General features: G+C 70.3%; 8 protein-coding genes. 2 read left to right on the top strand and 6 right to left on the bottom strand.

All coding sequences use genetic code 11. The features are described from left to right. Positions 1–32: 32 nt before the first annotated feature. From ABVF28_RS06195 to ABVF28_RS06170, 6 genes are all read right to left on the bottom strand, one after another. Positions 33–998, bottom strand: a complete 966-nt coding sequence (locus ABVF28_RS06195; protein WP_371029839.1) for an alpha/beta fold hydrolase — start codon at positions 996–998, stop codon at positions 33–35. A gap of 2 nt (positions 999–1,000) precedes the next feature. After that, a complete protein-coding gene (locus tag ABVF28_RS06190) occupies positions 1,001–1,849 on the bottom strand; it encodes a transglutaminase family protein (RefSeq protein WP_104254567.1) in 849 nt (282 codons plus the stop codon). Further along, entirely contained in the window at positions 1,846–2,787 is a 942-nt protein-coding gene (locus ABVF28_RS06185) for an alpha-E domain-containing protein (protein ID WP_068478330.1), read from the bottom strand. Before ABVF28_RS06185 ends, ABVF28_RS06190 begins: the two co-directional genes overlap by 4 nt. Next, positions 2,781–4,571, bottom strand: coding sequence for a circularly permuted type 2 ATP-grasp protein (locus ABVF28_RS06180; RefSeq protein ID WP_371029838.1), 1,791 nt, complete (start codon positions 4,569–4,571; stop codon positions 2,781–2,783). The genes ABVF28_RS06185 and ABVF28_RS06180 overlap by 7 nt, the downstream gene beginning before the upstream one ends. Positions 4,572–4,691: 120 nt before the next feature. After that, positions 4,692–6,107 carry an FAD-binding oxidoreductase gene (locus ABVF28_RS06175; protein ID WP_371029837.1) on the bottom strand — a complete coding sequence of 472 codons (1,416 nt, stop codon included), beginning with the start codon at positions 6,105–6,107 and terminating at the stop codon, positions 4,692–4,694. Between the two features lie 410 nt (positions 6,108–6,517). Further along, positions 6,518–11,104: a proline dehydrogenase family protein gene (locus ABVF28_RS06170; protein ID WP_371029836.1), complete on the bottom strand. Its 4,587-nt coding sequence runs from the start codon at positions 11,102–11,104 to the stop codon at positions 6,518–6,520. 119 nt (positions 11,105–11,223) lie between these two features. Here ABVF28_RS06170 and ABVF28_RS06165 point away from each other — a divergent pair, with 119 nt between their 5' ends. Both ABVF28_RS06165 and ABVF28_RS06160 read left to right on the top strand, forming a co-directional pair. Further along, the gene (locus ABVF28_RS06165) at positions 11,224–12,177 is read left to right on the top strand and encodes an L-lactate dehydrogenase (RefSeq protein WP_371029835.1); all 954 of its coding nucleotides are present in this window, start codon (positions 11,224–11,226) and stop codon (positions 12,175–12,177) included. An 83-nt stretch (positions 12,178–12,260) separates the two neighbouring features. Continuing rightward, on the top strand, positions 12,261–12,953 hold the full coding sequence (locus ABVF28_RS06160) for a YitT family protein (RefSeq protein WP_211891172.1): 693 nt from the start codon (positions 12,261–12,263) through the stop codon (positions 12,951–12,953). Positions 12,954–13,104: the final 151 nt, after the last annotated feature.

Raw genomic sequence — 13,104 nt, 5'->3', positions numbered from 1 at the left:
CCTCGCGGCCCTGGCGCTACGCCGCAGCCGAGCTACAGAAGCGGCGGGATGCGCGCATCCAGCCACGCGACGATGTCGGCGATGACCTCGTCACGGTTCAGCTCGTTGAGCAGCTCGTGCCGCGCCTCCGGGTAGATCTTGAGCGTCACGTCGCTGAGCTTCGAACGCTTCCGATACAACCGCGCGAGGGCACGAGGCCCACGCTCGCCGTAACCGACCGAATCCTCCGAGCCGGCGAGGATCAGCACGGGCACGTCGTCGAGCGTCCCCGAGGCGGCACGGGGTGGGACGTGAATGAGCTGCAACGCGCCTCGAGTGGACCACACGGGCGTCTTCGCGATGTCGAAGCACAGCTCGTCGTAGGCGAACGCTCGCCGCGCCTCCGGGTTGCGGCTCAGCCACATGAGGCCGGTCTCGTCGGGCTCGAACCGCTTGTTGAGGTTGCCCGGGTTCGTGAAACCGGGCAACGCGAGGGCCGTGCCGGTCAGGATGCACGCCGAGAAGAACGCCGAATCGCGCACCAGGAGCTGCTGCGCGAGCAACGAGCCCCACGAGTGGCCCTGCAGGATCAGCGGGAGCTGCGGGTAGCGGTCCCGAACCCAGGCGGAGATGTCCTCGAGCGCCTCGAGCGCGGCCCGATTCTCGGTCGCCGGCAGCACTGAGAGCCCAAGAGAGCCGAGGCCCGTCCGCCCGTGCCCGAGCTGGTCGTGCGCGACAACCGCGTAACCCGCAGCTACCAGGTCGCGCGCATACGCGTCGTAGCGCTTCGCGTGCTCACCCGAGCCGTGCGACAGGTGGACCACGCCGCGCGGCGACACGCAGGCCCACTCGTAGACGTGCACGTCCACGCCATGACCCGTCGGGACCACGAACGTCGCCGGCGCACCGGTCCGGTCGGGCTCCGGGGCAGCCGGACCGCGCGCATCCGCACGACCCTGCGAGCCGCCGGGCGAACCTCCGGCAGATCCGCCCTGCGGGCCAGTGCCCGAGCCCGGCATGACTAGGCCTCCCGCGTGATGTCGACCTTCACGAACAGCTGCGAGGAGAACGGGCCCGCGTACACGCCGCGCAGTGGAGGCACGTCGTTGTAGTCGCGGCCGCGGCCGACGAGCACGTGGCGCTCGCCGATCGGGATGTCGTTGGTGGGGTCCCAGCCGCGCCACTCGCCGTCCCAGTACTCGATCCACGCGTGCGACTCGCCGCTGACGGTCTCGCCGATCTCGGCGTTCGGCCGGGGGTGCAGGTAGCCGGACACGTAGATCGCGGGGATGCCGGCTGCTCGAAGCGCTCCGAGCGCGATGTGCGAGATGTCCTGGCAGACGCCGCGCTTGTGCTCCCACGCCTCGGCGGCCGTCGTGCGAACGCCCGTCACTCCGCCCTCGTAGGCGACAGCCTCGTAGACGAGGTGCAGGATCTCCATCGCCGTGGATGCCGGTCCGGTGTTCGCGCCCTTGACCTCAGCCGCGAGCGCCTTGACATCCTCCGGCGGCATCGTGAGGCGCGTCTGCGCCGTCTGCTCGACGAGCTCGACGCTGCGGAGCCGCTCGCGCGCGAGCTCATCCCAGCTCAGCGACAGCTGCCCGGCCTCGGGACGCTGCCGCACCTCGACGAGGCTCGACGCCGTCAGCGACAGCTCCGAGTGCGGGTTCAGCACCTCGAACGCCGTCACCTTCGTACCCCAGTAGTCGGAGTAGTTGTGCGTCGACGAGTGCGGCGTGACGTCGAGGTGCCCGAACAGCACGAACTGGCCGTTGTTGGCCATCGGCAGCATGCGGGCCTCGTTGTACGAGGTCGTGACGTCGCCCTCGTACCGGAAGCCGGTGGAGTGGCGGATGCGGATGCGGCTCATGAGTTGTCTCCCACCCAGCTCGGGGCTGTGATCGACGGGAAGTAGCGCTGGCGGATGGCCTCGGAGGCCCGAGACACCGCGTCCTGCACGCCATCCATGTAGCGGGGCAGGTCGGCCAGGGTGTCGTGGATGGGCCGGTACTCGAGGTCGGACGAGATCTGGCCGAGCAGGCGCTGGGCCTGGTCGGTGACTCCGACGCGGCCGCCGCGCTCGTGGCGGGGCTGGATGTCGTAGAGGCAGGAGAGCGCCGTCGACACCGAGTACTGGATCGACCGTGGGAAGAGACGGTCGAGGAGCAGGAACTCCGCCGCGTTCGCCGCGGAGGGCATGCCGTGATAGGTGCGCAGGTACGACTCATACGCGCCGCACGAGCGGAGGATCGTCGTCCAGGATGCGCCGGACGCCTCCGTGAGCGAACGCGTCGCGAGGAGGCGTGCCGTCATGTCGGCGCGCTCGAGCGAGCGGCCGAGCATCATGAACTGGTACGCGTCGTCGCGGCTCGCCGCCGAGTTGACGACACCCACCGCGAGCGCCGAGCGCTCGCGAACCCACGCGAACAGGTCGTGCACCTTCTCCTGGCGCACGCTGAACGGCATGCGCGAGTAGGTGGCGTTGAGGCACTCCCACAGCTCCGTCGACACGATCTCACGGGCGCGGCGAGCGTTCTCGCGGGCCGCGTTCACCGAGTAGGCGATCGAGGCGGGCTGCGAGCGGTCGACGGCCATGAGGTTCAGCACGTCAGAGCGGGTCAGCTCGGCATCCGGCTGCACATCCGCAGCGCCCATGACGCTCAGGAGCGAGCGGCAGGCCGTAGCCTCGTCGACCCACGGGTCCTCGAGCAGCAGCTGCAGGTGCACGTCCAGGATGCGCGCGGTGCCGTCGGCCCGCTCGACATAGCGGCCGATCCAGAAGAGCGACTCGGCGATACGGCTCAGCATGCGTCCGTTCCCTTCTGGTTCGTGTCGGCAGGCCCAGCCGCGACGGGCGCTTCCGAGCGCGCCTGCTGCTGTTGCTGGATCTGCTCTGACTGAGCGTGCGAATGCGACTGGGCCGGGGAGGCCCGCCCCTGCGTCTGCTGCTGCGTCTGCTGCTGGTCGCCGCGCTTGGGGGCGTCCTGCGGCATGTGGTCCTGGCGGTGCGGGATGACGCGAAGCACACCCGTCACGGGGTGCGGCGTCTCCGACATGTCGGCCTGGTCGTCGAGCAGCTCCTCGACGCCGTGAGGCTGGGGCTTGGAGAAGCTGCGCTCGGCGCCGACCACCCACGTGTCCTTGGAGCCGCCGCCCTGGCTCGAGTTCACGACGAGCTGCCCCTCCGGCAGCGCGACGCGGGTGAGGCCGCCGGGCAGCACCCACACGTCGTGGCCGTCGTTGATGGCGAACGGGCGCAGGTCGGCGTGACGCGGCCGCATCCCGTCTTCCACGAGCGTCGGGATGGTCGAGAGCTGCACCACGGGCTGCGCGATCCAGCCGCGCGGATCGGCGAGCAGGCGCACGCGCATCTCGTCGAGCTCCTGCTTGCTGGCGCTCGGGCCGATCATGAGGCCCTTGCCGCCCGAGCCGTCGACCGGTTTCACGACGAGCTCGTCGAGGCGATCGAGCACCTCCTCGAGCGCGTCCGGCTCCTCCAGACGCCACGTGTCGACGTTCGGCAGGATCGCCTCCTCCGACAGGTAGTAGCGGATGAGGTCGGGCATGTACGTGTAGACGAGCTTGTCGTCGGCGACACCGTTGCCGACCGCGTTCGCGATCGTCACGTTGCCGAGCCGCGCCGCCATCATGAGGCCGGGCGAGCCGAGCATCGAGTCGCGGCGGAACTGGAGCGGGTCGAGGTAGTCGTCGTCGACGCGGCGGTAGATGACGTCCACGCGCTGGGGGCCGGCCGTCGTGCGCATCCACACCCTGCCGCCGGAGCAGAAGAGGTCGCGGCCCTCGACGAGCTCGACGCCCATGAGGCGGGCGAGCAGCGTGTGCTCGAAGTACGCGGAGTTGTAGACGCCGGGCGTGAGGACGACCACGGTCGGGTCCTCGATGCCGTCCGGCGCGGATGCACGCAGCGCGCCGAGCAGGCGGTTCGGGTAGTCGCCGACGGGGCGGACGCGCATGCGGGAGAAGAGCTCCGGGAGCGTCTGCGCCATGGCGCGGCGGTTCGAGATGACGTACGAGACGCCCGACGGGACACGCACGTTGTCTTCCAGCACGCGCATCTCGCCGTGCTCATCCCGGATCAGGTCGATGCCCGAGACGTGGATGCGCACCCCGTTCGCCGTGCGGATGCCCTTCGCGACGCGGTGGTAGTGCACCGAGGAGGCGATGAGGCTCGCCGGGATCACGCCGTCGGCGATGGCCCGCTGGTCGCCGTACACGTCGTCGAGGAACGCCTCGAGGGCGCGGACGCGCTGCTTGATGCCGGCTTCGGTCTTCTGCCACTCGGCGCGCTCGATGACGCGGGGGACCACGTCGAGCGGGAACGGACGCTCCTCGCCCGCGAAGTCGAACGTGACGCCCTGCGCGAGGTACGAGTCGGCGAGCGAATCGGAGCGGTGCCGGATCTGCTCCTGCGTCATCCCCGAGAGGACGTCGTAGAGATCTCGGTACGTGCGCCGCGGATCCAGCTCGCCCTCGGGCGCCTCCCCCATGAACATCTCGTCGAATGGCGGCGACAGCGCCGCTTGGGATTGCCTGGTCAGAGCCTGGCTGTAGCCGTCGAAGAGGTCACCCATGTCCCGAGACTAGTGGACGGAATGTGACGCCCTTGTTTCGCGGACGATCCTCCTGGACGGCACGCCCGAGGTCCCGCAAAATTTCCCGTCAATTGGGAGGCGACCGAGCGGCGGCGCGGACTACTCGGCGAAGACCTTGCCCGGGTTGAGAAGCCCCTGCGGGTCGAAGAGACGCTTGATGCCGCGCTGCAGCTCGTACTGGCGCTCGCCGAGCTCCTCACCCAGCCACTGGCGCTTGAGGAGACCGACCCCGTGCTCCCCCGTGAGCGTGCCTCCGATCGAGATGGCGTATGTGAAGAGCTCGTCGGCCGCATCCCACACCGCCTGCGGGACGACAGTCTCCGCCCGGTCGTAGATGAACGTCGGATGCAGGTTGCCGTCGCCGGCGTGCGCGACCGTGACGATCGTCGTGCCGGTGCGCGCCGCGACCTCGTCGATCTTCGCGAACATGTCCGGCAGCCGGTCGCGGGGCACGGACACGTCCTCGACCAGCACCTTCCCGAGCGCCTCCTTCGCCGCATACGCCTGGCGCCGCACATCCACGAGCGTCAGCGCCGACTGCGCATCCGTGGTCATCTCGACCGTGCCGCCGCTGGCTCGCAGCACCTCGACGATGCCCTCGGCCTCGGCGACCGCGTTCGCGCCGTCGGTCTGGATCAGCAGGTACGAGTCACCGTGCGAGGCGAGATCGACACCCGTGTAGGCGGAGACGGCGGCCAGCACGCCCCTGTCCATGAGCTCCATGATGGCCGGCTGGATGCCGGACGCGGTGACGGCGGCGGATGCACGGGCCGCGCTCCCCACGTCGGTGAAGTACGCGCCGATCGTCGGCACGACCCCGGGCACGAGCGGACGCAGCTTGAGCGTGCACTCGACGATCACGCCGAGCGTGCCCTCCGAACCGACCATGAGCGCGCACAGGTCGAGGCCCGTGACGCCCTTGACCGTTCGGTGGCCGACCTCGATGACCGAGCCGTCGATGAGCACGACCTTGAGCCCGAGCACGGCCTCCCGCGTCACCCCGTACTTCGCGCACAGCAGGCCACCCGCGTTCGTCGCGATGTTGCCGCCCACCGTCGAGATGTGCTTGGAAGCCGGGTCGGGCGCCCACCAGAAGCCGTGCCCCTCGAGCTGCTCGTTGAGCGCGCCGTTCAGGATGCCCGGCTGCACGACCGCAAGCTGGTTGGCGGGCGAGACCTCGAGGATCCGGTTCATGCGCAGGGTCGAGAGCACGATCTCCCCCTCGCCGCCAGCCCCACCTCCCGCGAGGCCCGTGCCGGCTCCGCGCGTGACGATGGGGACGCCGAGCTCGCTCGCGATGCGGCACGCCGCCTGCACATCCTCAACCGACTCCGCCTCGACCAGCGCGAGCGGGACTCCGGCCGCGACCACGCCGGAGCGGTCGACGCGCAGAAACTCAAGCGCCGCCAGGTCAGTCACCACTCGGCCAGGCAGCTCGCGGGACAGGGCCTCTAAGGCTCGCGCAGGGTCAGGCGTTCGCGGGGAGTCGGGGGGTCCGTCGGCGTCGACAGTCATGCGTTCGATCGTAGGCGACCGGCACGGAGGACACCCCCTATCCGCTCGCTCAGTCCTTTGATGAGCGAGGTCGTGGCGGCCCTCCCACGCGCGGTCTGCCGCCGCGTGCGGGATTTCTCCGACTGTGATGGGTTCTACGGATGCGCGTGCGGGGTTTCTCCGACCGATGATGGGCAAAAACCCATCACGCTCGCAAAAAGTCCGCACGGTCCTCGGATGGACGCGCTCGGCACATCCCAGCTGATCGGCGTGCCCTCATCACACGAAGCGCTGCCTCGGCGCGGCTTCTGCGACATCCGCCCCACGCCTGACCAGCATCAGTGCGAAATCCTCGACTGAAACCTTCCAACCGCGATTTCAGCTCGAAATCGCACTGATGTTGGACAGCGCTCGCGGGACACCTGAGCGCATTACCCGCGGGACTTGATGGGGCCCTGCGTGATGGGCGCGTCCGGGTCGATGGTCTGCTCGTACGGGAACAGCTGCTGCATGCGCGCGTCGGGGTGCCCGTTCCGGTGCGCGGTGATGGAGATCGCCTGCTCGCGGAGGAACGGGAGCGCCTCGATGCGGCCGGCGGGCGTGACCGCGTCCGACCAGATGGAGATGTCCGGGTCGCCTTGGAGGGCGTCGCAGAACTCTCGCCGCCTGCCGCCGATGAGGCGCACGCGCAGCGTCTCGATGCCACCCGTGCGGGCGCGCTCGGCGAACTCGGCGTCGGTCTCGCGCTGCACGGCCAGGCCCTGCGCGTGCAGCTCTGCGAGCACCGCATCCGGCACCTCGATGCCCGACGTGATGACGGGCTTCGAGCGCACGATGCGGGCGGCGACGATGACGCGGATGAGGTCGGCGAGCGTCGCGTCCTCGGCCGCGCGGACCGTGGCGCGCGCCGGGATGTATCGCATGAGGTTGCGCTCGAACTTCAGGTTCGAGACGTCGGAGACCTCGCCGAACTCCTCGTTGAACGCGATCTGGTCGCTGAGGGAGGCGCGGCGGAGGCGGTCGAAGGTCTCGTAGTCCATGAACGGGGCCGCCGACTCGATGAGCGCCGTCGCCTGCTCATCGATGCCGCGCAGGTGGAGGGTCTGGGACTGCTCGCCGTGGTTCGGGCGCCACGCGCCGAGGGAGAGCAGCGAGTTGGGGCCCCCGAACTTGGTGGCCGTGCCGACCATGGAGCGGAGCCAGCCGCCGAACGGCTGACGCTGGGGCGTGTTGCCGAGGATGTCGCGGTTCACGTACAGGTTGCCGGCCTCGACCCGGCGCAGCCATTCGGCGATCTCGGTGCGGTCGAGCGAGTGGATGCCCGCCGTCAGCCCGTACTGGGTCGAGTTCTGCAGGCGGATGGCCTCATCCAGGGTGTGCGTGTGCATGACGCTCAGCACGGGGCCGAAGAACTCGGTGACGTGCTGATAGCTGCCCGGCTTGACGCCGACGCGGATGCCGGGCGACCAGAGTCGGCCGGTGTCGTCGAGCTGCCGCGGCTCGACGAGCCACGATTCGCCCTCGCCGAGGGAGGTGAGTGCGAAGCGCAGCTGCGAGTCGGGCGGGGAGACGAGGGGGCCGACGACGGCGCCGGGGTCGCTCGGGTAGCCGATGCGCAGCGACGCGACGGCGTCGGCGAGCTGCTCGTGGAAGCGCTTCGAACGAGCAACCGAGCCGACGAGGATGACCGTGCCGGCGTGGCCGGGCCGCTGACCCGCGCTGAGGAACGCGCTGCGGGCGACATCGAGGGCGGCCCGGTCGAGGTCGGCGCTCGGCGTGATGATCATGGAGTTCTTGCCGCTTGTCGCCGCGATGAGCGGCAGGTCGGGGCGCCACCGCAGGAACGAGCGCGCCGTCTCCCAGTTGCCGCTGAGCAGCACCCGCTGCACGCGGTCGTCGGTGATGAGCATCTGTCCGAGCTGCTTGTCCGAGAGGAGGCTCTCGTCGCAGATCGCGAGCTGCACGAGGTCGCGTGGGATGTCCGCATCCCACAGCACCTCGGCGAAGACGGCCGCCGTGCGGCGCGTGCGAGGCGATGGCTTCAGGACAACCGCGCTGCCGGCCGCGAGCGCCTGCGCCGTGTGCCCCGCGCTGCCTGCGACGGCGGGCACCCAGGACGGCGTGACGACGGTCACGGCGACGGGTTCGAAGTCGGCGCCCTGCATGCGGTCGAGCTGGCGGGCGAGGTGCGCGTAGTAGTTGGCGAGGTCGATGCAGCGGCTCACGTCGGCATCGACGTCGGGGAGTGGGGTCCCCGTCTCTGAGACGGCCACCTCGATGAGACGCGCTCGGTTCGCTTCGAGCGCCTTCGCCACCTTCTCGAGCACGGCTGCCCGCTCCCAGCCCGGCTTCTGGGCCCAGGGTTCGGCTGCGCGCTCTGCGCGCGAGAGCAGCGCATCCACGTCGCCAGGCTCGTGCAGCAGGTGCCGCTCGACCTCGTCGATGCCGAGCTCGCTGCGAGGCACTCGACGCTGTATGGAGAGGAGCCAGTCGCGGTTGCTGGCGAGCGACGGGTCGGTGCCGGGCGAGTTGCGGAACGTGTTGCGCAGCAGTCGGCCGCGCTTCAGCCCGAGCACGACTTCGGTGAGGCGAGGGCTGGGGCCCGTGTCGGCCGGGTTCTCGGTGACTTCTTCGTCGTCGATGACGGGCTTCGAGGCCGGCTTCAGCTTCTTCACGCGCGCCGGCCGTTCGGCCGCGGGCTCCTCGTCCTCGAAGAGGCCATCTGGGAACAGCTCGAGCTGGATGCTCGCCGTCACGGTGGCGGCGTCGTCGGCGAGCACGCGGTCCTGTTCGCGGTTCGGGCCTGAGTCGATCTGCCGCATGCGGGCAGTCGCGCTGAGGAGTCGCTCGTCATCGGGATGCACGGCGTCGGCACCCGCACCGGCCGTGACGGCGGCGGTCGCGGATGCTGCGTCGGCCGGCTCCGCGCCGAGCTGCCTGGCCCGCACGTCGACCCGGTGCTGCAGGTAGCTGGCCGCGTGGCGCTGCGTGGTTCCGTCGACGACGGGGGTGCGCTCGACGAGTTCGACACCGGCCGAGCGGATGCGAGCGAGGGTCGCGTCGTCTGCCGAGCGAGGAACGACGACCCTCACCGGTTTCGGCAGCCCTCGTGCGTTCGCGATCGCGGCGGCGAGTGCCACGTCGCGGCGCGCATCCGCTTCGACCTCGACCCGGAACGCTGCGACGTGGTCGATCGCGAGCGCCTCGTCGAGGAGGCGCGCGAAGTTGGCGTCGACGTCGGCGTCCGACGCGTAGGTTGCGAGGCGCCAGCCGTTGATGACGGCGTCGGCGCGCTCGAGGTCGTGGTTCGCGTCTCGCGTGATGGCGACCGTGATGTCGGAGCCGAGGTCCTCGCGGCGCATGTGCGCCCATCCGCCGATGCGGCGGAGCAGGCCGGGCGTCTCGGGGAACTGGGCGGGCAGGGAGATGCCCACGTGCAGGCCGCGCAGCTCCTCTTGCTCGAAGGCGCGCATGAACGCCTGCACGGTCAGCTCGAGATCGGTCGACGACTGAGCTCGCAGCATGAGCAGCGGAGGCGTCGGCGCGGTGAGAGCCGCCCGGCCGAGCGCGGACAGCTTGAAGACGACGCGCTCGAGCGTTCCGTCGAAGTCCCAGAGGGCTGGCTGCGCTTCGATGTCGACGACACGAAGTTCGAGCTCGCGAATCTGGCCGGCTGCGAGGAGCTGCGTGTAGGTCTCGAGGCGCGCGTTCGAGGCGCGCTCGCCGAGCACCTCGTCGCCGAGCAGGCGGATGCGGGAGACGGCCCCTCGAGACGCGGCTCGTTCGACGGCGGCCGAGAGGTCGGCTGGTGCGTTCCGGACGGTGTCCTCTCCGAAGAACGCCGCTGTCGCCCGACGCATGAGCGGCACCGCGAGCCATGGGACTCCGGGGCCGGCGAAGGCACCGAGCTGGAACACGCGCTTCGTGCCGGTCGAGAGGCTCGCGGGGAGCTTCGGGGCGAGGTCGCCGAGGCCGTTGCCGGCCGCGATCGCGTCGTCCGGGCGGATGACCTCGTCGATGAGGGAGCGGAGGAACACCTCGCCGTCCGACCCGCTGAGCACACGGTCGAGCTCGGAGGTCGTGTCGGCTCGCCGCTTCGCTCGAGTGCTCGAAGCCGCCTCGACCGCGGCGGCCCGCTTCGCGTCGGCGTCGGCCACCTGCTCGCGCCAGCCGCGGAGCAGGGCGAGCGCAGCCGGCAGCGCTTCGGAGACGGGGACGTCCCGCAGCTGCGTCACGACCGGCATAGCCGCGGTCGGCGGGGCCGCGTCGGCGGGCGGCCGAGCCGTCGCCTGACCGGGCTGGGTGCCCGTGGCCGGGCCCTGCGCTACGACGCCGGCATGACCGGTGTCACGGTCCCCCGTCGCCGTGCGGCCTTCCGCCCGGAGCGCCGCGACGATCGAGTCGTCGACGGCGACGGTCTGGTCTGGACGCGGTACGGCGCCCCGTCCAGCATCTCGATCGCCCGTCGCGGTTCGCCCCTCGGCGCGGAGCGCGCTCACGATCGAGTCGTCGACGGCGACGGTCTCATTCGAGGAGGGCTGCGCGACCGCATCCGCTCCCCTGGGTTCGCGGGTCGTCTCCCCGTCTGCCGGCGTCTCCACGTCGCCCGCGTTCGCATCCGCGTGGGCGTTGGTGACTGGCTCGCCGGGAGTCGAAGCGCCGGTGGTTGCAGCATGAGGGGCGGCAGCGCCATCGGCTGAGCCATCGCCGTCGGCTGCAGGGCCATCGGCCGCAGAGCCGTCGGCTGCAGAGCCGTCAGCCGTCGCATCGCCGGGATCCTGAGTGGCGTCGCCATCATCCGCGCCACCGTCGCGCTTCGCGAGCACCTGCTTCACGAAATCTGCGCGCTGCACCCGCCTGGCGTCGACCTCCTCGAGTCCGCGCGCGCGTCGGTCGGTGCCACCGCGGCCGCCCGCGCCGCCACCATCCTTCGAACTGGCACCGCCAGCCGATCCGCTCGGTGGAGGAGTCGCGCCGTCGTGCCGTGATCCTTCACTTGATTCCGACGGGATGCGCATGCGAACGAGCGTAACCAGCGCACCTTCAGCGCAACCCGAGCCGCGCCGCGACACGCCGCAGCGATCAGGCCAGCGCCCATACGATCAGAGGGTTGCTGATCTTCCCGAAAGGAAGCACCATGCCCGTGCAGAAGCAGTCGAAGGTCGCGATCGTGGGGGCTGGCAGCGTCGGCACCTCGCTTGCGTACGCGTGCCTCATCCGTGGCGTCGCCCGCGAGATCACCCTCTACGACATCGACACGAAGAAGGTCGAAGCGGAGGTGCTCGACCTCGCGCACGGCACCCAGTTCACGGGTTCGAGCGTCATGACCGGCTCCAGCGACATCACGACCGTCGCGGGAGCCGATGTCGTCATCATCACGGCGGGCGCCAAGCAGAAGCCCGGGCAGACGCGCCTCGACCTGGTCGGCGTGAACGTCGGCATCCTCGAGTCGCTCATGCCGCAGCTCGTGGAGCTCGCACCCAACGCCGTGTTCGTGCTCGTCACGAACCCGTGCGACGTGCTCACGGTCGTCGCCCAGCGCATCTCCGGCCTGCCGCCCGGCCGGGTCATCTCGTCGGGAACGGTGCTCGACACCTCCCGCCTGCGCTGGATCATCGCGAAGCTCGCTGGCGGTCTCGCGCCCACGAGCGTGCACGCCACCATCGTCGGCGAGCACGGTGACAGCGAGTTCGCGCTGTGGTCGCAGGCCACGATCGGCCCCATCCCCATCCTCGACTGGGAGCGCGACGGCGAACGCCCCTTCACCGAGGAGACCCTCGAGAGCATCACCCACGATGTGCGGACGGCCGCGTACAAGGTCATCGAGGGCAAGGGCGCCACGAACTACGCGATCGGCCTGTCCGGCGCCCGCATCGCCGAGGCCATCGTCAACGACGAGCACGCCATCATGCCCGTCTCCACGCTCCTGCAGGGGCAGTGGGGCATCGACGACGTCGCCATCTCGACCCCCGTGATCGTGGGCGCCAACGGCGTCGAGCGCATCCTCGACACCCCCATGTCGCCGAGCGAGCTCGAGAAGTTCCTCGCGTCCGCCGAGGAGATCCGCTCCACGGTGCGCTCCGTCAGCTAAGCCCGCCAGCCCGGCGCCCGCACCCATCCACTGTTCCCGAGTGGACCGCGATGCCGCCGCGCGCGAGGGGCTTAGATAAGCGGATGCGCTCCATCGTCCGCCTGCCCCGTCGCGCCACGCAGCTCGTCATCGGCATCGTCCTCTACGGCCTCGCCATCGCGATGATCGTGCGGGGTGAGCTCGGCGTCTCCCCGTGGGATGTGCTGACGCTCGGCATCCAGGTGCAGTCGGGGCTGCCCTTCGGGCTCATCACGGTGCTCATCAGCGTCGTCGTGCTCCTCATCTGGATCCCCCTCCGGCAGCGGCCGGGGTTCGGGACGCTCTTCAATGCGCTCTTCGTCGGGCCCTGCGCCGACCTGGGGCTCTGGCTCATCCCCGAGGGCCTCGATCTCTGGTGGCGCATCCTCCTGCTGGCCGGGGGCATCCTCACCCTCGGGCTCGCGACGGGCCTCTACATCGGCGCGCTCTTCGGGCCGGGGCCGCGCGACGGGCTCATGACGGGCCTGCACCGCGTCACCGGCTGGCGCATCTGGATCGTGCGCACGAGCCTCGAGGTCATCGTGCTCGCCATCGGGTGGATGCTCGGCGGCGACGTCGGCATCGGCACCGTCGCGTTCGCCCTGCTCATCGGCCCCATCTGCGGCGTCACGATCCGCTGGTTCACGGTCGACATCGGCGGCGCCACCGAAGCGCAGACGACCGCGGAACGGGACGCACGCGGCAGCGTCGAACCCAGCGACCCCGAGACCCTGCCAGGCGATTCCCCGGCGAGCTGACGGGATCACCCACGTCACTTATGAACACAAGGTGAACGGGACGTGTGACGCCCCCTACCCTTGCTCAGTACCGACCTCGAGGCGCCCAGCGCGCTCCTCCCTCATGTGCTGACTCTTCAGCGAACGCGCGACGCCCGGGGTTCCCTTCACC

Source organism: Pseudoclavibacter sp. JSM 162008 (genome assembly GCF_041366455.1).
Lineage (GTDB): Bacteria > Actinomycetota > Actinomycetes > Actinomycetales > Microbacteriaceae > Pseudoclavibacter.
The sequence above is the reverse complement of the archived record's forward strand: the minus strand, read 5'-3'. Positions and strand labels throughout refer to the sequence as shown.